This is a genomic window from Citrobacter sp. RHBSTW-00859, from assembly GCF_013729795.1.
Lineage (GTDB): Bacteria > Pseudomonadota > Gammaproteobacteria > Enterobacterales > Enterobacteriaceae > Citrobacter > Citrobacter braakii.
In genome coordinates, this window is sequence record NZ_CP056284.1 from 3982136 (window position 1) to 4004325 (window position 22190).

Below are 22190 nucleotides of genomic sequence, written 5' to 3' on the forward strand. Positions count from 1 at the left end.
CTCTCTTACAACCGAGAGAAATCATTGAAAAGTGCAAGCCCCATTAACAACACCAGCAAGATAGAGCCAATGCGATAACTAAAGTCTTGAACCCGCTCGGATACCGGACCGCCCTTCAGCTTTTCAATCGCCAGGAACAGCAGATGCCCCCCGTCAAGAACGGGCAACGGAAACAGGTTGATTATCCCTAAGTTCACGCTGATAAGCGCAAGGAACATCAGGTAATAAATAACCCCGAATTCCGCTGACATCCCAGCCCCCTGGGCGATAGAAATCGGCCCACTGAGGTTGTTCAGTTTTACATCACCGGTAATCAATTTTCCCAGCATACTGACCGTCAGCTTCATCAACTGCCACGTTTTATCCGAGGCTTCGAGGATGGCGCTGAATGGCCCATACTGGCGTACAGTCTTATACTCATCAGGCAGAGGAATAACTTTAGGCACCACGCCCGCAAAACCCTCAGCCTTCCCGTTAACCTGTTTTGAATCTGGGGTTAACGTTAAAGACAAGGAACTTCCTTGTCTTTCAATATCTAGCGCTAACGGCTTATCCGGATTATCGCGCACCAGCGTCACGAACGTCATCCATTGCGTCAGCGGCTGACCATTGACTTTAACGATCCTGTCGCCAGCTTGCAAACCCGCCTTACTTGCAGCGGAGTTTACCTGCACTTCTGACAGCACCGATTCAATCTGCGGACCGCGTGGGCGAATCCCTAAACTGGAAACAGGATCCTCTTTGTCTGGCTCAAATGCCCAATGGCGTAAATCCAGCGTTTTGTCCTGCCGCTGGTTGCTGCCAAACTGCGCCACGCTGAGAGTCGTATGTTCATCGCCAATTTTGGATACCAGTTGTAATCGCACGGCATCCCAATCAGGGGTTTCGATACCATCAACCGCTTTTAGTTCCGTACCCGGCTGAATTTGCGCCTGTGCGGCAATCGAGTTGGGTGTTATTTCACCAACAACCGGACGAACGCCAGGGACACCGATGATAAACACCAGCCAATACGCGAAAATAGCAAAAAGGAAGTTGGCAATCGGACCTGCGGCGATGATGGCTGCGCGTTGTCCAACCGTTTTATTGTTGAAAGCGTAATGGCGCAGCTCCGGTGCAACCGGTTCAGCGCGCTCATCCAGCATTTTGACGTAACCGCCGAGGGGAATCAGGGCGATGACGTATTCCGTACCTGATTTATCGGTACGCCGCCAAAGCGCTTTTCCAAAGCCAATGGAAAAGCGTTCGACGCGGACTCCGCAGCGCCGTGCAACCCAGAAATGACCAAATTCATGCACGGTGATAAGCACACCAAGTGCAACGATGAATGCAGCCAGATTCCAGAGAATACTCAGCATAAGACCATCCGTTAGAGCGTCCTGAATACCAGTAACAACAGGCAGGCAAATACCGGTACCGCAGCCGTCAGGCTATCAATACGATCCAAAATACCGCCGTGTCCTGGTATTAAGTGACCACTGTCCTTAATACCTGCTTCACGCTTAAACATACTCTCGGTCAGGTCACCCAGCACGGAGGCCAGGGCTGCAACGATGGAGCAAATAAGCAAGGTGACAGGCGCAACCTCAAGATTCGCCCACATGCCATAACCCCATGAGATCACGGCAGCAGTAGCGAGTCCGCCAATAAAACCCTGCCAGGTTTTACCAGGAGAAACCTTCGGCGCCAGCTTATGTTTGCCAAACAGCTTACCAAACATATAGGCACCCGAGTCCGCTCCCCAGACGAGGATCATGACATACAGCAGCCATAGCGCGCCACTATAATGATTCTCATCATAGTGCCATGCACGTAGCGCCAGCATTCCCCAAAAGAAAGGGACTATGGTTAACACGCCGAAAATTATGCGTAATGTTTTGGAATTACGCCAGACCGACGCAGAGCCGGGATAAAACAGCACCAGTAACAGCGCCACGACCCACCAGCCCAGCGACGCCCACAGCGATACTTCAACCAGCGGCTGATGAATATTGCGATGGTATTCCGGCAACAAAAATAGCATCAGTGCCAGCAATAGCCCGCACAAAACAGCCAGCCAGACTCGCTGCGTACGCGTGGTAAAACCGCTTAACTGTCCCCATTCCCAGGCGGCCAGCATACAGACGGCCAGCGTAACAATGGCGAACCCCACCGGCGGCAGCAAAAACAGCGCCGCGATGACAACGGGTATTAAAACAAAAGCAGAAATCAGGCGATACTTCAGCAAAAGCGACCCCCATCAGGCTTTTTCATCACCGGGCTCGGTGCCGCCGAAACGACGCTCACGATTAGCAAAGGCATGCAGCGCACCTTCAAAGTCTTGTTCATCGAAATCGGGCCAGAGAACATCCGTAAAGTAAAGTTCGGCATAGGCAATTTGCCACAACAGAAAATTACTAATTCGATGCTCTCCCCCAGTCCTTATCACTAAATCCACAGGAGCCAGTTCATGCATACAAATTTGCTGCCCCAGCATCTCTTCATCGATTTGCTCTGGACGCAGCAGACCGTCCTGCACCTGTTGTGCCAGTTGTCTGACTCCCTGGACTATATCCCACCGTCCACCGTAATTCGCTGCAATATTTAGCGTCAACCCGGTATTCTGGGCGGTAATCGCTTCTGATTTGCGAATCCGTTCTTGCAAACGTGAGTTAAATCGACTGATATCCCCGATAATACGCAGACGTACGTTATGGCGGTGCAGGTTTTTCACTTCGCTATCAAGCGCCCACACAAACAGCTCCATTAACGCGCTCACTTCCTGCGCAGGTCGGTTCCAGTTCTCACTGCTAAAGGCATACAGCGTTAACGCATCAATACCGTTATTGGCAGCAAAAGAGACAGCCCGGCGGACGGACTTTGCTCCGGCCTTATGTCCAAAGGCGCGAATCTTCCCTTGCTTTTTCGCCCAGCGGCCATTGCCATCCATGATAATTGCTACATGGCGACAACCATGTGCTGGCAAATTTTCGCTTAATGGTTTAGTTGCAGACAACATAACGCGTTTTTAGTCCCTGAAAGGATTATACGGTACTCAGGAATACTGAAGCCTTTTGCGCTTCATCCTTCAGGCTGCTCCTTCGTTGGCTGTGATCTTCGCCCCAGTCACATACTCTTTGTATGCTCCAAGGGACTCATCCACTTGCCACCTTGATGCAACCTGAATGATTTTGTGCATCCACAAAAAAGCCGTGTCAAACCACGGCTTACCCGACCGAAAAAAAACAAATACCCGCGATCGAGTGGCGCAGACTATATCACTGAAGCCCAACGCTAACAAATAGCGCGATTCTCCGTGGAGGGATTATCATCAGCTTGAGCGTCGCATCACTTCTTTTCTGGCGACTTCCCGCGCGATAGCATCAACCTTCAGCACGTCATCAACGCTCTGTGGCTCCTGCAAATCCATCTTATCCAGTACGGATAAATTCAGGTCAGCAATATCGGTAAATCGGATCTGCTGCGCCAGGAATGCGGCAACGGTAATTTCATTCGCTGCGTTCAAAGCGGTCGTCGCCGCCTGCCCTTGCTCAAACGCGTCCATCGCCAGTTTCAGGCATGGATAACGCTGGTAATCAGGTGCGGAAAACGTCAACGCGCTGAGCTTGCAAAAGTCGACAGGCTTAACGCCGGACGTCACTCGTTCTGGCCATGCCATCGTATGAGCAATAGGTGTACGCATATCAGGTTCCCCCAACTGCGCCAGAACGCTACCATCCTGATAACGCACCATCGAATGAATAACCGACTGCGGGTGAATCAGCACTTCCATCTGGCCTGCATTGGCATTAAATAACCAACGCGCTTCAATGTATTCCAGACCTTTATTCATCATGGTGGCTGAATCGACAGAGATTTTTCGTCCCATCGACCAATTCGGATGACGACATGCCTGATCGGGGGTCATAGAAACCAGATCGCGCAATGGCGTTTCACGGAAAGGGCCACCAGACCCGGTAAGCAAAACTGATATGACGCCATTTTGCTCAAGGTCAGCGTATCCCAGATTGTGTTGGATAGGTTGCGGTAAACTCTGAAAAATCGCGTTATGTTCGCTATCTACCGGCAAAAGCTGTGCTTTGTGGCGTTGCACGTCGTCCATAAACAGACGCCCGCAGGTCACCAGAGACTCTTTATTCGCCAGCAAAATGCTTTTGCCCGCGCGGATTGCCGCCAGCGTCGGTAGCAAGCCCGCCGCGCCGACAATCGCCGCCATAACCTGATCAACATCATCCAGCGCAGCCATATCACAGGCAGCCTGCTGCCCGCTCATAACCTCAGTACGACTGCCCTGCTCTAGCAGAGCTGCTTTTACCAACGCAGCGCTTTTTTCATCGTCCATTACCGCATAGCGAGGAGAAAATTCCAGACATTGCTCAACCATACGGACGACATTTTTACCCGCCACCAACGCAGCAACGCGAAATTTTTCCGGGTTATGGCGTACTACATCCAGCGTACTGCAACCAATGGAACCAGTTGATCCCAGGATGGTTAATTGCTTCATCAGACATCCAGAAGAATTTTACTCGTCATACTTCAAGTTGCATGTACGTTGGCTCTCCTCGTTCACCCCTGTCACGCACGGGTGTACGCTCCCGGGGGTGCCCTGCGTCGCCGCCTTCCTGCAACTCGAATTATTTAGAGTATATAGACAGAAAAAAGCAAAACGCCGCCATCCAGCCTTCTCAGGCCTTCTAAGCGGCGTTTTTAGCGTACAGGCGAATCAGAACTGCATCAGTTCCGTTTCTTTCTCTGCCAGCGCCGCATCAACTTTCTTGATAGCTGCGTCAGTCAGTTTCTGTACGTCGTCCTGAGAACGGCGATCGTCATCTTCGCTGATCTCTTTTTCTTTCAACAACGCTTTCACTTTGTCGTTGGCATCGCGGCGTACGTTACGTACGGCAACGCGCGCGCCTTCAGCTTCGCCACGCACGATCTTGGTCAGATCTTTACGACGTTCTTCAGTCAGCGGCGGCAGCGGAACGCGGATGTCGGAACCCGCAGAACTTGGATTCAGACCGAGGTCGGAAGCCATAATTGCTTTCTCAACGGCTGGCCCCATAGAACGGTCAAACACGTTGATTTTCAGGGTACGGGAATCTTCAACCGTTACGCTTGCCAGCTGGCGCAGCGGGGTCGGTGTGCCGTAATATTCCACGACAATACCATCCAGCAGGCTAGGAGAAGCACGGCCCGTGCGAATTTTGCTGATTTGGTTTTTGAACGCTTCGACGCATTTGTCCATGCGTACTTCAGCATCTTTTCTGATATCGTTGATCACGTTACGAATCCTTGAAAGCTTGTTTCAGTCAGACCATACCCACCACGCAAGATGTGACAAGTATAGTCTTGATTAATTTTGAGGGACGTATCCCGCGACATTAAAGCGGAATATTACCTGCATTTAGCCGCAACGGGAATTATTCCGTGATTAACGTGCCTTCTTTTTCACCCATAACAACACGGCGCAGCGCACCCGGTTTGTTCATGTTAAAGACACGAATCGGTAATTTGTGGTCACGAGCCAGTGTAAACGCCGCAAGATCCATCACTTTCAGCTCTTTATCCAGTACTTCAGCATAGGTCAACTGTTCGTACATAGTCGCCGTTGGATCTTTAGCCGGGTCAGCCGTAAATACGCCATCGACTTTGGTGGCTTTCAGTACCACATCCGCTTCAATTTCAATACCACGCAGGCAAGCCGCAGAGTCGGTAGTGAAGAACGGATTGCCAGTACCCGCAGACAAAATAACAACGCGGTTGTTACGCAGCAGGCTGATTGCTTCCGCCCAGCTGTAGTTATCACACACGCCATTCAGAGGAATTGCGGACATCAAGCGAGCGTTCACATAGGCGCGGTGAAGCGCATCGCGCATCGCCAGACCGTTCATGACGGTGGCTAACATGCCCATGTGGTCGCCCACAACGCGGTTCATCCCTGCTTTCGCCAGACCAGCGCCACGGAACAGGTTACCACCACCAATCACTACGCCAACCTGGATACCCAGCTCAACCAGCTCTTTGATTTCCTGAGCCATACGGTCAAGGATGCTTGCATCAATACCGAAGCCTTCTGAACCTTGCAGAGCTTCGCCACTTAACTTAAGCAGAATACGTTTGTAGACGGGTTTTGCATTGGTAGCCATGTTTCTTTCCTGAGACTGTCAACGAATGAGATGAATTAATTCCGGCGACATTGTATGTCGCTTTTCAGCATGACCACTATAGCGGTTCGCTGAATTTACAAGCCAGACACAAAAAGAAGCCGCCCTCAGGCGGCTCCTTTAAAAATTAAGACTGCTTGGACATCGCAGCAACTTCTGCTGCAAAGTCAGTCTCAACTTTCTCGATACCTTCACCCACTTCAAAGCGGATGAAGCCTGTTACATCAGCGTTGTGCTCTTTCAGCAGCTGACCAACAGATTTGCTCGGATCCATAACGAAAGGCTGACCAGTCAGAGAAACTTCGCCGGTGAATTTCTTCATACGGCCTTCAACCATTTTCTCTGCGATTTCTTTCGGCTTACCAGACTGCATCGCGATGTCCAGTTGAACCTGGTATTCTTTCTCTACCACTTCAGCAGAAACGTCTTCCGGCTTAACGAATTCTGGCTTGCTTGCAGCAACGTGCATTGCCAGCTGTTTAACCAGCTCTTCGTCAGCGCCAGTTGCAGCAACCAGAACACCGATACGAGCACCGTGCTGGTAGTTACCCAGAACTTCGCCTTCCAGGGAAGCAACGCGACGGATGTTGATGTTCTCACCGATTTTAGCAACCAGAGCAACACGTTCTTCTTCGAACTGCGCTTTCAGAACTTCAACGTCAGTGATTTTGCCAGCAACGGCAGCGTCCAGTACTTTGTCAGCAAATGCCTGGAAACCAGCATCTTTAGCAACGAAGTCAGTCTGGCAGTTAACTTCCAGAATGAAAGCGATGTTGCCGTCGATTTTGGTTTTGATTACGCCGTCAGCAGCAACGTTGCCTGCTTTTTTCGCCGCTTTGATTGCGCCGGACTTACGCATGTTTTCGATTGCCAGCTCGATGTCGCCATTAGCTTCAGTCAGTGCTTTTTTGCAATCCATCATGCCTGCGCCAGTACGCTCACGCAGCTCTTTTACCAGGGATGCGGTAATTTCAGCCATTCTAAAATCCTCGGAAGATTTGATCTGCCCGGCATGAAACCGCACAGATTTAAAAGTGAAAAAGGGGCCTAAAGGGCCCCTAACCAAACGTGATACTACCTGGTTTATAAGGGGGCTCGAACGAGCGTGCCTTATTATTCAGCTTCTACGAAGCTTTCTTCCGCCTGGGAAGCCAGATCCTGAGAACGGCCTTCACGAACGGTAGTAGCTACAGCGCCCAGGTACAGGGTCACAGCACGGATTGCGTCGTCGTTACCCGGGATAACGAAGTCAACACCGTCCGGATCAGAGTTGGTATCAACGATAGCAAATACTGGGATACCCAGGTTGTTTGCTTCTTTGATAGCAATGTGCTCGTGGTCAGCATCGATTACGAACAGAGCGTCCGGCAGACCGCCCATGTCTTTGATACCGCCCAGGCTGTTTTCCAGTTTCTCAAGCTCACGAGTACGCATCAGCGCTTCTTTCTTGGTCAGCTTTTCGAAAGTACCGTCCTGAGACTGAGTTTCCAGATCTTTCAGACGTTTGATGGACTGACGAACGGTTTTCCAGTTAGTCAGCATGCCGCCCAACCAGCGATGGTTCACGAAGAACTGGTCGCAGTTGTTAGCAGCTTCTTTCACCGCTTCGCTTGCAGCGCGTTTAGTACCAACGAAAAGGATTTTACCTTTACGAGCAGAGATCTTGTTCAGTTCAGCCAGAGCTTCGTTGAACATCGGTACAGTTTTCTCAAGGTTGATGATGTGAACTTTGTTACGCGCACCGAAGATGAACGGCTTCATTTTCGGGTTCCAGTAACGGGTCTGGTGACCGAAGTGAACACCAGCCTTGAGCATGTCGCGCATGGAAACAGTTGCCATGATTAAAACCTCTATATATAAAAGTTGGGGTTAAGCCTCCACGCATCCCATATTACCGACCCCAAAGGGCACCCCGGAATATGTGCCGATACGTGTGTGTTGTTACACAAAGTGAGATTTGTCGCTCCCGTCCATCGTGTGTAGTCTTCAAATGGATCGGAAGTCCGGCGCGCTTTATACCACAAATACGCTACCGACACCAATAATTGTTGGCGGTGCGTGCTGAATGAACGATGAATTTCGTGTTACAGGGAGGCAGCCAATTTTTTGCATCTCCGGGCGCTTACATGCAGTGAGCGACTGGAGTGAAAAATTTCAGCCAACACACCTGTGGCACGAAAGGCGAAGTTCAGAATGATTCTCAATTTGGCAGCATGTATGCCGGACTGATACCATTGGCACCACTTAAACAATTATTGCCGATATCATCGGCACTGATGGACAGAATTCATGGCTATCTCAATCAAGACCCCTGAAGAAATCGAAAAAATGCGCATCGCTGGCCGTCTGGCCGCCGATGTACTGGAAATGATCGAACCGTTTGTTAAGCCAGGCGTCAGCACCGGCGAACTGGATCGCATCTGTAATGACTACATCGTGAATGAGCAGCAGGCCATTTCCGCCTGCCTGGGCTATCACGGTTATCCGAAGTCCGTGTGCATCTCTATTAATGAAGTGGTGTGCCATGGGATCCCGGACGACGCCAAGCTCCTGAAAGACGGCGATATCGTCAACATCGACGTAACCGTGATTAAAGACGAGTTCCACGGTGATACCTCGAAAATGTTCATCGTCGGCAAACCAACCATTCTGGGCGAGCGTTTGTGCCGCGTCACGCAGGAAAGCCTGTATCTGGCGCTGCGGATGGTAAAACCAGGTATTCGCCTGCGCACGCTGGGCGCTGCGATTCAGAAATACGCGGAAGGCGAAGGCTTCTCTGTGGTTCGTGAATATTGCGGTCACGGCATCGGTCGCGGCTTCCATGAAGAGCCGCAGGTTCTGCACTACGATGCAGACGACGGCGGTGTGGTACTGCAGCCGGGCATGACCTTCACCGTAGAACCCATGCTGAATGCCGGTGATTACCGCATCCGCACCATGAAAGACGGGTGGACGGTGAAAACCAAAGATCGGAGCTTGTCTGCTCAGTACGAGCATACTATTGTGGTGACGGAAAAAGGCTGTGAAATTCTGACATTACGCAAGGATGACACCATCCCGGCGATCATCACACACGACGAATAATGTTTTGCCTGATGGCGATGCACCCGCATCTTATCAGGCCTACAAATTGTACTACTTCGTAGGCCGGGTAAGGCGTTCACGCCGTCATCCGGCTTTTTTAATGGGTGGCGCATAATGAATACTCTTCCTGAACAACACGCAAATACTGCCCTCCCCACCCTGCCAGGCCAACCGCAGAACCCCGGAACCTGGCCGCAGCACGATCTCAATTGCCCCGGCATTAAAGCGCATATCGACACTTTCCAGCACTGGTTAGGTGACGCGTTTGACAGCGGGATTTCCGCAGAGCAGCTGATTGAGGCCCGCACCGAATTTATTGACCAGTTACTGCAACGTCTGTGGATTGAAGCCGGTTTCGGTCAAATTGCCGACCTGGCGCTGGTTGCCGTTGGCGGTTACGGGCGCGGCGAACTGCATCCGCTTTCCGATATTGACCTGCTGATCCTGAGTCGTAAAAAGCTACCAGACGCGCAGGCCGAAAAAGTTGGCGAACTGTTAACGCTGCTATGGGACGTGAGGCTCGAGGTTGGGCACAGCGTGCGCACGCTGGAAGAGTGTCTGCTGGAAGGATTGTCAGATTTAACCGTCGCTACCAACCTGATTGAAACACGCCTGCTGATTGGTGATGTGGCGCTGTTTCTTGAGCTACAAAAGCATATTTTTAGCGAAGGTTTCTGGCCGTCCGATAAGTTTTACGCTGCCAAAGTTGAAGAGCAGAATCAGCGCCACCAGCGCTATCACGGCACCAGCTACAACCTGGAGCCGGATATCAAAAGTAGCCCCGGCGGCCTGCGCGATATTCATACCCTGCAATGGGTGGCCCGCCGCCATTTTGGCGCCACCTCACTGGATGAAATGGTCGGTTTCGGCTTTTTGACGCAGGCAGAACGTGCCGAGCTGAATGAATGTTTGCATATCCTGTGGCGCATTCGCTTTGCCCTGCATCTGGTCGTTAGTCGTTACGACAACCGTCTGCTGTTTGATCGTCAGCTCAGCGTGGCGCAACGCCTGAACTACGGCGGTGAAGGCAACGAGCCTATCGAGCGGATGATGAAAGACTATTTCCGCGTCACACGACGGGTCAGCGAACTGAACCACATGCTGTTGCAACTGTTCGACGAGGCGATCCTCGCCCTGCCCGCCGATGAAAAACCACGTCCGATTGATGACGACTTTCAACTGCGCGGCACGTTGATTGATCTGCGCGACGACGACCTGTTTATTCGCAAACCCGAAGCGATATTGCGGATGTTTTACATCATGGTGCGTAATAGCGCGATCAGCGGAATTTACTCCACGACGCTGCGCCATTTGCGTCATGCCCGCCGTCATTTAACGCAGCCTCTGTGCTACATCCCGGAAGCGCGTTCGCTGTTTCTCAGTATGTTGCGCCATCCGGGCGCGGTGAGTCGCGGCCTGCTGCCTATGCATCGCCACAGCGTGTTGTGGGCCTATATGCCGCAATGGTCGCATATTGTCGGCCAAATGCAGTTTGACCTGTTTCATGCATATACGGTGGATGAACACACTATTCGCGTAATGCTCAAGCTGGAAAGTTTTGCTAACGAAGAGACCCGTCAGCGCCATCCGCTGTGCGTGGATCTGTGGCCGCGTCTGCGACAGCCGGAGCTGATTCTGATTGCCGCGCTGTTCCACGATATCGCCAAAGGTCGCGGCGGCGATCACTCGGTTCTCGGCGCCCAGGATGTGCTCAAATTCGCCGAACTGCACGGTCTGAACTCCCGCGAAACGCAACTGATCGTGTGGCTGGTGCGCCAGCATTTGCTAATGTCGGTTACCGCTCAGCGCCGCGATATTCAGGATCCCGAAGTCATTAAGCAATTCGCCGAAGAGGTGCAAACGGAACATCGTCTGCGCTTTTTGGTGTGCCTGACCGTCGCAGATATTTGCGCCACCAACGAAACGTTGTGGAATAGCTGGAAACAAAGCTTGCTGCGCGAGCTGTACTTCGCGACGGAAAAACAGTTACGGCGCGGGATGCAAAACACGCCGGATATGCGTGAGCGCGTACGTCATCATCAGCTTCAGGCGCTGGCGCTACTGCGCATGGACAACATTGATGAAGAAGCGCTACACCATATCTGGTCGCGCTGTCGCGCCAACTATTTCGTACGTCACAGCCCAAATCAGCTGGCCTGGCATGCACGTCATCTGCTGCAACACGATCTCAGCAAGCCGCTGATCCTGCTCAGCCCGCAGGCCACGCGAGGCGGGACGGAAATTTTCATCTGGAGCCCTGACCGCCCTTATCTGTTTGCTGCCGTCTGCGCCGAACTGGACAGGCGCAACCTTAGCGTCCACGATGCGCAGATTTTCACCACCCGCGATGGGATGGCGATGGATACGTTCATTGTGCTGGAACCAGACGGTAGCCCGCTGTCGTCAGACCGACACGAAGCGATCCGTTTTGGGCTGGAACAGGCGCTCACCCAGCGTAGCTGGCAGCCGCCGCAACCGCGTCGCCAGCCGGCAAAATTACGTCACTTTACCGTCGATACCGAGGTCACTTTTCTGCCGACCCATACCGACCGAAAATCATTTCTTGAGCTTATCGCTCTCGACCAGCCAGGACTGCTGGCGCGGGTCGGGCAGATTTTTGCCGATCTGGGAATTTCGCTGCATGGCGCCCGAATTACAACTATTGGCGAGCGAGTAGAAGATTTATTCATAATCGCCACCGCCGACCGGCGCGCCCTTAATAATGAGCTGCAGCAGGAAGTGCATCAACGGTTGACAGAGGCCCTCAATCCAAACGATAAAGGGTAATGTTTTTATTTATTATGGAAAGAGTTTAACAATGCAGCAGTTACAGAACGTTATTGAGTCCGCTTTCGAGCGCCGTGCCGACATTACTCCGGCAAATGTAGATACCGTAACCCGCGAAGCGGTGAATCAGGTTATTTCTTTACTGGATTCCGGTGCACTGCGCGTCGCAGAAAAGATTGAGGGTCAGTGGGTCACGCATCAGTGGCTGAAAAAGGCGGTCCTGCTCTCTTTCCGTATTAACGATAATCAGGTTATCGAGGGTGCGGAAAGCCGTTACTTCGATAAAGTGCCGATGAAATTCGCCAACTACGACGAAGCGCGCTTCCAGAAAGAAGGTTTCCGCGTGGTTCCGCCTGCGGCAGTGCGTCAGGGCGCGTTTATCGCCCGTAACACCGTGCTGATGCCGTCTTACGTGAACATCGGCGCTTATGTTGATGAAGGTACGATGGTTGATACCTGGGCGACCGTGGGTTCCTGTGCGCAAATCGGTAAGAACGTACACCTGTCCGGTGGCGTTGGTATCGGCGGCGTACTGGAACCGTTGCAGGCTAACCCGACCATCATCGAAGACAACTGCTTCATCGGCGCGCGCTCTGAAGTGGTTGAAGGCGTGATCGTCGAAGAAGGCTCCGTCATCTCTATGGGTGTGTATATCGGCCAGAGCACCCGTATTTACGATCGCGAAACCGGCGAAGTGCATTACGGCCGCGTTCCGGCGGGCTCCGTGGTCGTCTCCGGCAACCTGCCGTCGAAAGATGGCAAATACAGCCTGTACTGCGCGGTGATTGTGAAGAAAGTCGATGCCAAAACGCGTGGCAAAGTGGGAATCAACGAACTGTTACGCACCATCGACTAACAGCGATTTGAAAAAGCGGGCTTAGCCCGCTTTTTTTACATCTGCGAGTGGCATAAACAAGGCTTTTCGTTAATTATTCAATGGTTATAGTGAGCTTAAGGGTACCGCTATGTATGACAATCTGAAAAGTCTGGGCATTACTAATCCTGAAGAGATCGATCGTTACAGCCTGCGGCAAGAAGCCAACAACGATATCCTGAAAATCTATTTCCAGAAGGATAAAGGCGAGTTTTTTGCCAAGAGCGTGAAGTTCAAATATCCCCGTCAGCGTAAAACGGTTGTCGCCGATGGCGTCGGTCAGGGTTACAAAGAAGTGCAGGAGATCAGTCCCAACCTGCGCTACGTGATCGACGAACTGGATCAGATCTGCCAGCGAGATCGCAGCGAAGTCGATCTTAAACGCAAGATCCTCGATGATTTACGTCACCTGGAAAGCGTCGTGACCAACAAGATCAGCGAGATTGAAGCCGATCTGGAAAAACTGACGCGCAAATAAGTAGATTGTTGCCTGATAGCGCTACGCTTATCAGGCAATTAATCAATGCTGCTCATCCAGCTGCAACGCCACATACAGCAGCAGTCGATCGTCAAAATTCCCCAGATCCAGCCCGGTCAGCTCTGAGATACGGTTCAGGCGATACTCCAGCGTATTGCGGTGAATAAACAATGCTTTTGAGGTCGCTAGCGGCTGAACGTTATGTCGAAACCATGCTGATAATGTTCGACGCAGCAAACCGTTGTTATCCATCGCTTTCAGCCTTACCAGCGGGCGCGCTAGCTCATTGGCCTGCCAGCCGCCGCGCAGGCTGTCCAGCAGCACCGGCAGCATCAAGTCCTGATAGAAATAGCTCCGGCTTTCCGGCATCCGCTGCTTGCCGACCATCATGGTGGTGCGCGCCGTACGATACGAACGGGCAATGCTGCCTGGCCCGGTAAAATAGTTGCCCAGCGACACGCGAAAACGCAGTTGTCCATTCTCTTTCATGCGGGCAATCAGTTGCTCAACGCGCTTGCGATGATCTTCAGCGTCCCAGCGACCAAACTGATTGAGCGCTGGTTTCAGCACCACCATCTCGGTCAGAGAAACAATCGCAATCAGATTATTACGTTCGGGTGTAGTCAACGCGTTCTGCAATTGCTGTAGCTCCGCCATCGCACTATCAACGCCAAGCTGACCGCTGTCGACCTCCACTACCGCCACCACGCGCGGCTGGTTCAAATCAATGCCCAATCGCTGTGCCCATTCCATCAGCGCCGGGGTATTCTCTTCAGCCTGAATCAGGTTCATCACCAGCTCTTCACGCAGACGGCTATCCTGCGCTAACAGATGCATCAGACGCGACTGTTCCAGCATCATTTCGGCAGTCATGCACACCAGTTCGCCATACTTGCGCAGATGTTCCGGCTCGCCAGTAAGACCGATAACGCCAACGATTTCGCCTTCCAGACGCAGCGGCAGGTTTATCCCCTGACGCACTCCATGTAAATGCCGGGCTACCGCATCGTCAATATCGACCACCCGACCTTGCGAAAGCACCAGCAGCGCGCCTTCGTGCAATTCACCAATTCGTTCGCGATCGCCGCTGCCAATGATCCGCCCGCGGGCATCCATTACGTTGATATTGGTATCAATGATGCGCATGGTTCGCGCTACGATATCCTGCGCCATTTTGGTATCAAGATGCCAGCCAGCCATAAACCCCTCCTGTGAGCAGAGCTCAAGCATAGGGAAGATAATAAGCGGCGGCATTGTGCAACTGCACAAAGCGAGAGGGAGAAGTATGGAGTTGTGGGAAGTATCACAAAAAGAAACCCCTTCCTGTGCAGGAAGGGGTTGAGGGAGATTACTGCATCAACAGATAGATAGAGCTGTCACCACGCTGAATGTTCAGCGCCAGTACAGCCGGTTTGCTGTCGAGGATTTTGCGCAGTTCGGCGATATTTTTCACCGGCTGCTGGTTCGCACCGATAATCACATCCCCTTTCTTCAGGCCAATCCGTGCAGCCGGAGAATTCGCTTTCACCTCGCTGACCACGACCCCTTTGTCCTGGCCTTTGTTGCTCATATCAGCCCCTTCAATGCCTTTGAAGATAGAGCTGGAATCAACCTGAGTCTGGCTGCTCTGCTGCAGTTCCAGATTCACAGTGACCGGCTTACCGTCACGCAACAGGCCAAGGTTAATTTTGCTGCCTACCGGCATCGTACCCACCTGCGCACGCAGGGCGGCGAAGCTGCTGATCGGTTTACCGTTCAGGGAGGTAATCACATCCCCGGCTTTAATACCTGCTTTCGCTGCGGAAGAGTTCGGCATCACCTGGCTGACAAATGCGCCACGCTGAGCATCAACTTTCATCGCTTTCGCCAGCTCAGAGCTCAGCTCGGTACCCATAATACCCAGCTCACCGCGTTTAACCTGACCAAACTCAACCATCTGCGACGTCAGGTTTTTCACCATGTTGCTCGGGATTGCAAAGCCAATACCGATGTTACCGCCGTCCGGCGCAAGGATCGCGGTGTTAATACCGATCAGCTCACCGTTCAGGTTAACCAGTGCGCCACCGGAGTTACCCCGGTTGATCGCGGCATCCGTCTGAATAAAGTTTTCGTAGTTTTCCGCGTTCAGGCCGCTACGGCCCAGCGCAGAAACAATACCGGAGGTCACGGTCTCACCGAGGCCAAACGGGTTACCAATTGCTACGGTGTAATCACCCACACGCAGCGCGTCGGAATCAGCCAGCTTAATCGCCGTCAGGTTTTTCGGATCCTGAATTTGGATCAGCGCGATATCGGAGCGCGGATCTTTACCCACGATCTTCGCATCAAATTTACGGCCATCGCTCAACTGAACCTTAATCACCGTGGCGTTATCCACCACGTGGTTGTTGGTCACGACATACCCTTTCGCGGCATCAATAATTACGCCGGAACCCAGCGCCATAAATTTCTGCTGCTGGCCGCCGCCGTTGTCAGCGCCCGGCGCGCCGCCCTGGCAGAACGGTGAACTCTGGAACGGTGAACCGTCCTGGCAGAATGGTGAATTATCACCGAAGAACTGCTGGAAATTACGCGGCATACGCGGCGTATTTACCGTCGTGCTCCCCTCGACGTTAATACTTACCACCGATGGCATCACTTTTTCGAGCATCGGGGCCAGGCTTGGCATCTGTTGGGCGGTCATTGCTGAAGACGACGTCTCAGCCGCTGTGGCAGACAGGGGGGACAACGCCAAACCTAAACTCAGAGCCAGTGCACTCATTGCTAATGTGGTTTTTTTCATGTGTTTCGTTCTCGATTAACAGGTAACGCAAAATTGCTGTATACGTCAGAGTCGTTTTATAGCGCTAAGTTCCAGAATTGAGTTTAAGGAAAAAGTAAAATTTTATTGGCCGTCTTTACAAATGAGTATTTATTGTTCTACGGCCATCAAGCGACGATATTCATCCCAGGCATACAGATCGGTCATCCCGCTGATATAATCCTGAATCAGCCGGCAGCGATAATAATATTCCATTACCGAAAACTCAGCGCAACCCGTTGATATTTTACTAACCGCCTCGACATAAGCAAGACGATGGCGAGTAGACAACTTCTGAAATAATCGTGATTCGATAGGAAAACGTTTAACTCTTTCATTGTCGACCAGCTCAGTAAAATCTGACTGGGACATTTTTAATAAAGGCTGATAGATCTCCAGCAACCCGCTGATCACCCGATACCCCTGCAATTCCAACTGCTCAACGTCCGGATGACTAAATACGTGTTTTACCGCCACATTTTTATAGACCCCCAGCAACTGACTAAAGCTACTGGCATCTTCTAACAGCGCGTGATTAAAGCTGCCGTCAAAAACCTGCGGTAAATTATCAATAAACCGCTGGGCTGCATACGGCACCAGTTTATTCAGCGTATTGACGCGTAAATACATAAAGAACTGATCTTCCGTGCTCCGGCTTAATGTATTTGAACGTGATTTCTCCCAGGCATTCTCAACAACCTGGCTAAACAGGGAACCTTTTTCGTGATGCCCCCACGCCTCATGCAGATGGTGATAAAGTTGTTCGACGCTAAAGATTCTTTTCTCAACGGCATCTTCCAGGTCGGCCACGCAATAAGAGATATCATCGGCAGCTTCCATTATCCAGGTTAACGGAAAGCGACTGTAGGGCGCTAAGGATAATTCTTTACGTAACCGTTCAATATACGGTTCTTCAGAAAGGTAATAGCCCGGTTTCTTCATTAAATAGTCATGCGTCGTAGGCGTACTTCCGCGCCACCACGCCGGACGGGTATATTTTAAAATACCACCAACCTGAGCCCAGGTAAGATTCATACGCATCAAAGTATGCACCAGACGAATCCCTTGGGCATTACCTTCAAAATGGCACAGGTCCTGGCGCACCTTACGGCGAATATCATTCAGCGACTCTTCGCCTTCGCGCAAACGTAACGCCGCCACCAGGCAGCGGTCATCGCTGAGGGGCTGACTTTCCGCGTCGGCGGGATACAGCCGCTGGCGGAACCAGTCATTAATCGCCGCTTCACCAAAATGACCAAACGGCGGATTGCCAATGTCATGCATCAGGCACGACATTTCGACAATACTCTCAAACGGTCCCGTCAGTTCATCCAGACCATACTGCTCCAGCAGTTTTAGTTCTTTCAGTCGGCTGAGGATCTCTTTAGCGATATAGCGCCCAACTTGCTGAACTTCCATCGAGTGCGTCAGGCGCGTGCGCACCGCCGCGTTACGCTCCAGCGGAAAAACCTGGGTTTTTTGTTGCAGTCGGCGAATAGCCGGAGAATTGATAATACGTCCACGATCGCTTTCGAAAATACGCAGGATATCATGCTCCGTCTTCACGCCCTGCGGCGAACGGTAACGACGATGCCAGTTTATTTTTTTTCGGAAATCGATCTGTACCATATCCTCTCCCGCCTGAGAAATGCGCTACCCCTTAAGCGCATGATAGACTATGCCCTCAAATCTGGCTTATCGCGAGTAAATCTATGAAAATCGGCATCATTGGTGCAATGGAAGAAGAAGTTACGCTGCTGCGTGACAAAATCGAAAACCGTCAGACCCTCTCTCTCGGCGGTTGTGAAATTTACACCGGCCAACTGAACGGTACAGAGGTTGCGCTACTGAAATCAGGTATCGGTAAAGTGGCGGCGGCGCTGGGCGCTACGCTGCTGCTTGAACGCTGCAAGCCGGATGCCATCATTAACACCGGTTCCGCGGGCGGCCTGGCCTCTACGCTGAAAGTCGGCGATATCGTGGTTTCTGACGAAGCGCGCTATCACGATGCCGACGTCACCGCCTTTGGCTATGAATTTGGTCAGTTACCGGGCTGCCCAGCTGGTTTTAAAGCCGATCCTGCGCTGATTGCTGCAGCAGAATCCTGCATTGCACAACTCAATCTGAACGCCGTTCGCGGACTTATCGTCAGCGGCGATGCCTTCATTAATGGCTCCGTGGGTCTGGCTAAAATTAAGCATAACTTCCCGCAGGCCATTGCCGTTGAGATGGAAGCGACCGCGATTGCGCACGTTTGCCATAACTTCAATGTGCCGTTTGTCGTGGTTCGCGCCATCTCTGACGTCGCCGATCAGCAGTCCCATCTCAGCTTTGACGAGTTCCTGGTTGTTGCCGCGAAACAGTCAAGCCTGATGGTTGAAACGCTGGTACAGAAACTGGCGCATGGCTAAATTACTCTCCAGGGCGCTGGTCGCCCTGCTTTTCACTCTTCCGGCGTTCCTGTACGCCGCACCGCGTGTTGTGACGCTTTCTCCTGCCAATACCGAACTCGCCTTTGCCGCCGGCATTACACCCGTAGGCGTCAGTAGCTACTCAAACTACCCGCCAGCGGCCAAAAATATCGAGGAGGTTTCCACCTGGCAAGGTATGAACCTTGAACGCATTGTGGCGCTTAAACCGGATTTAGTCGTCGCCTGGCGCGGGGGAAATGCTGAGCGGCAGGTGAATCAGCTGATCGCCCTGGGAATTAAGGTCATCTGGGTGGACGCCGTTACCATCGAGCAGGTCGCCGATGCGCTCCGCCAGCTGGCAGCGTGGAGCCCAAAGCCTGAGCAGGCTAAACAGGCGGCGCAAACCATGCTTGATGACTATGCTTTACTAAAATCTCGGTATGCCAACAAACCGAAAAAACGCGTGTTTCTCCAGTTTGGCGCAAATCCTCTGTTTACCAGTGGAAAAGGCTCCATTCAGCACGAAGTTCTTGAGGTATGCGGTGGAGAAAACATCTTTGCCGGCAGTCGGGTTCCCTGGCCACAGGTTAGCCGTGAGCAGGTCCTGGCACGAGCGCCCCAGGCTATTGTTGCAACCGGAGGGCCAGGCGAAACTCTGAAAATTGAACAATACTGGGGAAACCAGCTAAAAATACCCATTATTACACTTAATAGTGACTGGTTCGAACGCGCGAGCCCGCGTATTATCCTCGCCGCAAAACAACTCTGTAATGCGCTTTCACAGATAAATTAGCGCCTGCCCCCACCAGGTCTGTTGTGAGGATTTAAAAATGCTCGTCTATTGGCTGGATATTGTCGGCACCGCGGTATTTGCTATCTCTGGCGTCTTACTGGCCGGAAAATTGCGTATGGACCCGTTTGGCGTCCTGGTCCTCGGGGTGGTTACCGCCGTTGGCGGCGGTACGATCCGCGATATGGCGCTGGATCATGGGCCGGTATTTTGGGTTAAGGATCCCACCGATCTGGTGGTGGCAATGATCACCAGCATGCTGACAATCCTGCTGGTACGTCAGCCACGACGTTTACCGAAGTGGATCCTTCCGGTGCTGGATGCCGTTGGCCTGGCTGTGTTCGTGGGGATTGGCGTCAATAAAGCATTTCTCGCAGGGACGGGCCCCCTGGTGGCGATCTGTATGGGGGTGATTACCGGTGTCGGCGGCGGGATCATTCGCGACGTGTTAGCTCGTGAAGTCCCGATGATTCTGCGCACCGAAATCTACGCCACGGCATGTATTATCGGCGGGATCGTGCATGCGACGGCGTTTTATACCTTTAATGTATCGCTGGAAAACGCCAGTATGATGGGGATGATCGTCACCCTGCTGATTAGGCTTGCCGCCATTCGCTGGCATTTGAAATTGCCGACGTTTGCACTGGATGATAACGGGCGCTGATGTGATGATGCAGAACATGTAGGCCGGATAAGGCGTTTACGCCGCCAACCGGCACATTGCCCGGTGGCGCTACGCTTACCGGGCCTACACCATCAGACCATCGGTATTACAGACAGCAATCAGATGCTGAAAGAAGAACCACACCCGCAGGTGCTTTTCGCATTGGGGTTAGTCACAACGAAGCGGGAACCTTCCAGACCTTCGGTATAGTCAACCGCGCCGCCCACCAGATATTGCAGGCTCATCGGATCAACCACCAGACCCACACCTTGTTTCTCAATGGTCATATCACCATCGTTCACCTGATCATCAAAGGTGAAACCGTACTGGAAACCGCTGCAACCACCGCCGGTGATATACACGCGTAATTTCAGATTCGGGTTATCTTCGTCAGCGATCAGGCTTTTTACTTTATTGGCTGCTGCTTCAGTAAATTGCAGTGGCAGCGCTACGTCATCACTCATATTTTGCTCCAAACGACATTGGCAATTGGGCAAATTATAACCCAATGGTTAAGGCCATTATCTAATACCCTGGTATTTCGTTCAAGTATTCTCGCCAGCGGCGGTACTCTGGCTTTTTGCCGCCTGCTCCGCTTCCTGTTTTGCCAGCGTGCGGGCAAGGATAGTCGAGTATAGCGGCTTTCCACCCATAAATTGGGCTAATAGTGTTGCGCCAAGACAGGTAATAATCATTGGCAAAATGAGCTGATAGTTATCGGTCATCTCCAGCACCAGTACAATACCGGTTAGCGGTGCACGTACCGAAGCCGCCAGCAAAGCCCCCATTCCGGCAATGGCAAAGGTTCCGGCCTCCAGATGATACTGTGGAAAAGAGGCCGCCGCGGCCATACCGAACGCAGTGCCAAGTAATGTGCCCAACGCCAGCATCGGGGCAAAAATCCCACCGGGCGCGCCGGACGAGAAGCACAACAGCGTGGTGATCACCCGGGTAATAAATATAAACAGCAGTAAACCGACGCTAAAATTACCCGCCGCGGCGATAGGAATCAGGTTAAACCCGCCGCCTGCCGCTTCCGGTTTAATTAATCCCAGGATCCCGCACAGGCCACCAATCGCGCCGCCCATCAGCACCCATTTTTTAATTTCACCGCCGTGGAAGCGCTGGAACATATCCTGGGTACGCAACACCATGGTGTTGAACAACGGCCCGACACAGCCAAAAATAAGCCCCAGCACAAGATACAGCCACAGCGTATTTACCGGCGCATTAGACAGCTTCCCGACTTCAATAATCGGTGCTTCACCGTTGAACACACGAAACACAATGCTCGACATAATAACGCCGGTAAACACGGCTTTGATCGAGACGAGGTTATAGCGAAACTGCGGGCGCATCTCTTCAATAATGAACAGGATCCCCGCCAGAGGCGCATTAAACGCCGCCGACAAACCCGCAGCCGCACCGGTGGCCAGCAGGGTATGTCGCGCTTCAGCGCTGCGCATGCGGAAAATATCCAGCACCATGCGCCCAATGTTCCCGCCTATCTGTACTGTCGGCCCTTCTCGCCCGAGCACCATACCGGCTCCCAGCGTGCCCATGCCGCCAATAAATTTCACCGGCAGAACGCGCCACCAGCGCACAGGTCGTAGCTCTTCCAGCGCGCCTTCAATCTCAGGGATCCCCGAGCCTCCCGCTTCCGGCGCAAATTTACGAACCAGAAAATAGCCGACCATCGCCAGCAATGCAGAGAGAATAAACGCCAGCGGCCACAGCAGAATGGCATGGTCCGCAACCTGGGCCAGGGCGCCAATGCGCTGATTTTGCACCCAGGTCACCGCTTTCTCAAATGCCACGCCAACAAGCCCCGTCACGGTACCGACAACGGCGGCCATCAACAGGATCGCCAACGGCGTTTTGTCGCGTTCCAGGAGTCGACGGATTTGATCCCTGCGGCGTAAACGCACAATTTGTTGTGCTTCAAAAGAGGGAGAGTCAGTCTTCATCAGATGATCATTAATTGGTAATACAAATACGGAATCGGCATTCTACTCGCACATTTCACGAAAATCCCCTGCAAATCGCATTGTTTCAATTGCGTAAAACTTTCATAACCTTCTCTGAATAACTAGAATAGCGGGCATTTACTTTTTCTACGAACCAGGACCCCATCC

20 protein-coding genes and 1 pseudogene are annotated in these 22190 nt (G+C 52.3%); 7 read left to right on the forward strand and 14 right to left on the reverse strand.

The features are described 5' to 3' along the window. Positions 1-5 precede the first annotated feature (5 nt). From rseP to rpsB, 8 genes are all read right to left on the reverse strand, one after another. The gene (gene rseP, locus HV302_RS20085; RefSeq protein ID WP_016151763.1) at positions 6-1358 is read right to left on the reverse strand and encodes a sigma E protease regulator RseP; all 1353 of its coding nucleotides are present in this window, start codon (positions 1356-1358) and stop codon (positions 6-8) included. An 11-nt stretch (positions 1359-1369) separates the two neighbouring features. Next, positions 1370-2227 carry a phosphatidate cytidylyltransferase gene (cdsA, locus tag HV302_RS20090; protein ID WP_016151762.1) on the reverse strand — a complete coding sequence of 286 codons (858 nt, stop codon included), beginning with the start codon at positions 2225-2227 and terminating at the stop codon, positions 1370-1372. A 12-nt stretch (positions 2228-2239) separates the two neighbouring features. Beyond that, positions 2240-2998 carry a (2E,6E)-farnesyl-diphosphate-specific ditrans,polycis-undecaprenyl-diphosphate synthase gene (gene ispU, locus HV302_RS20095; protein WP_003018543.1) on the reverse strand — a complete coding sequence of 253 codons (759 nt, stop codon included), beginning with the start codon at positions 2996-2998 and terminating at the stop codon, positions 2240-2242. Between the two features lie 312 nt (positions 2999-3310). Next, the gene (gene ispC / locus HV302_RS20100; RefSeq protein ID WP_016151761.1) at positions 3311-4507 is read right to left on the reverse strand and encodes a 1-deoxy-D-xylulose-5-phosphate reductoisomerase; all 1197 of its coding nucleotides are present in this window, start codon (positions 4505-4507) and stop codon (positions 3311-3313) included. A 219-nt stretch (positions 4508-4726) separates the two neighbouring features. After that, positions 4727-5284, reverse strand: a complete 558-nt coding sequence (gene frr, locus HV302_RS20105) for a ribosome recycling factor (protein WP_016151760.1) — start codon at positions 5282-5284, stop codon at positions 4727-4729. A gap of 139 nt (positions 5285-5423) precedes the next feature. Next, a complete protein-coding gene (gene pyrH / locus HV302_RS20110; protein ID WP_005132114.1) occupies positions 5424-6149 on the reverse strand; it encodes a UMP kinase in 726 nt (241 codons plus the stop codon). A gap of 145 nt (positions 6150-6294) precedes the next feature. Further along, on the reverse strand, positions 6295-7146 hold the full coding sequence (gene tsf, locus HV302_RS20115) for a translation elongation factor Ts (protein WP_016151759.1): 852 nt from the start codon (positions 7144-7146) through the stop codon (positions 6295-6297). Between the two features lie 134 nt (positions 7147-7280). After that, the gene (gene rpsB, locus HV302_RS20120; protein WP_016151758.1) at positions 7281-8006 is read right to left on the reverse strand and encodes a 30S ribosomal protein S2; all 726 of its coding nucleotides are present in this window, start codon (positions 8004-8006) and stop codon (positions 7281-7283) included. Positions 8007-8456: 450 nt separating this feature from the next. Between rpsB and map the strand changes: the two genes are divergently transcribed. The 4 genes from map (at position 8457) to HV302_RS20140 (ending at position 13390) form a co-directional block, all read left to right on the forward strand. Further along, entirely contained in the window at positions 8457-9251 is a 795-nt protein-coding gene (map, locus tag HV302_RS20125; RefSeq protein ID WP_016155726.1) for a type I methionyl aminopeptidase, read from the forward strand. A 114-nt stretch (positions 9252-9365) separates the two neighbouring features. Beyond that, entirely contained in the window at positions 9366-12038 is a 2673-nt protein-coding gene (gene glnD, locus HV302_RS20130) for a bifunctional uridylyltransferase/uridylyl-removing protein GlnD (protein ID WP_181626499.1), read from the forward strand. 31 nt (positions 12039-12069) lie between these two features. Next, a complete protein-coding gene (gene dapD / locus HV302_RS20135) occupies positions 12070-12894 on the forward strand; it encodes a 2,3,4,5-tetrahydropyridine-2,6-dicarboxylate N-succinyltransferase (RefSeq protein ID WP_003829186.1) in 825 nt (274 codons plus the stop codon). 109 nt (positions 12895-13003) lie between these two features. After that, positions 13004-13390 (forward strand): DUF3461 family protein, encoded by a 387-nt coding sequence (locus HV302_RS20140; RefSeq protein WP_003018562.1) that lies wholly within the window; start codon positions 13004-13006, stop codon positions 13388-13390. 42 nt (positions 13391-13432) lie between these two features. Here HV302_RS20140 and cdaR read toward each other — a convergent pair whose 3' ends face one another. From cdaR to dgt, 3 genes are all read right to left on the reverse strand, one after another. Then, positions 13433-14590, reverse strand: a complete 1158-nt coding sequence (gene cdaR, locus HV302_RS20145; protein WP_016151755.1) for a DNA-binding transcriptional regulator CdaR — start codon at positions 14588-14590, stop codon at positions 13433-13435. Positions 14591-14738: 148 nt separating this feature from the next. After that, the gene (gene degP / locus HV302_RS20150; RefSeq protein WP_016151754.1) at positions 14739-16172 is read right to left on the reverse strand and encodes a serine endoprotease DegP; all 1434 of its coding nucleotides are present in this window, start codon (positions 16170-16172) and stop codon (positions 14739-14741) included. Positions 16173-16301: 129 nt separating this feature from the next. Then, complete coding sequence (gene dgt, locus HV302_RS20155; RefSeq protein WP_181626500.1) at positions 16302-17819, reverse strand: dGTPase; 1518 nt, start codon at positions 17817-17819, stop codon at positions 16302-16304. An 83-nt stretch (positions 17820-17902) separates the two neighbouring features. Here dgt and mtnN point away from each other — a divergent pair, with 83 nt between their 5' ends. From mtnN to HV302_RS20170, 3 genes are read left to right on the forward strand one after another with little or no spacing between them, the layout of a single operon-like run. Further along, positions 17903-18601 (forward strand): 5'-methylthioadenosine/S-adenosylhomocysteine nucleosidase, encoded by a 699-nt coding sequence (mtnN, locus tag HV302_RS20160; protein ID WP_016151752.1) that lies wholly within the window; start codon positions 17903-17905, stop codon positions 18599-18601. Beyond that, the gene (btuF, locus tag HV302_RS20165) at positions 18594-19394 is read left to right on the forward strand and encodes a vitamin B12 ABC transporter substrate-binding protein BtuF (RefSeq protein ID WP_181626501.1); all 801 of its coding nucleotides are present in this window, start codon (positions 18594-18596) and stop codon (positions 19392-19394) included. Before mtnN ends, btuF begins: the two co-directional genes overlap by 8 nt. A 37-nt stretch (positions 19395-19431) precedes the next feature. Further along, the gene (locus tag HV302_RS20170) at positions 19432-20055 is read left to right on the forward strand and encodes a TRIC cation channel family protein (RefSeq protein WP_006686772.1); all 624 of its coding nucleotides are present in this window, start codon (positions 19432-19434) and stop codon (positions 20053-20055) included. Between the two features lie 119 nt (positions 20056-20174). Here HV302_RS20170 and erpA read toward each other — a convergent pair whose 3' ends face one another. The 3 genes and pseudogenes from erpA to clcA form a co-directional block, all read right to left on the reverse strand. Next, a complete protein-coding gene (erpA, locus tag HV302_RS20175) occupies positions 20175-20519 on the reverse strand; it encodes an iron-sulfur cluster insertion protein ErpA (RefSeq protein ID WP_003018581.1) in 345 nt (114 codons plus the stop codon). After that, positions 20512-20577 (reverse strand): annotated as a pseudogene (gene yadW / locus HV302_RS28055) (small protein YadW). The gene erpA and the pseudogene yadW overlap by 8 nt, the downstream one beginning before the upstream one ends. A gap of 23 nt (positions 20578-20600) precedes the next feature. After that, a complete protein-coding gene (gene clcA, locus HV302_RS20180; RefSeq protein WP_019078400.1) occupies positions 20601-22022 on the reverse strand; it encodes a H(+)/Cl(-) exchange transporter ClcA in 1422 nt (473 codons plus the stop codon). Between the last annotated feature and the right edge of the window lie 168 nt (positions 22023-22190).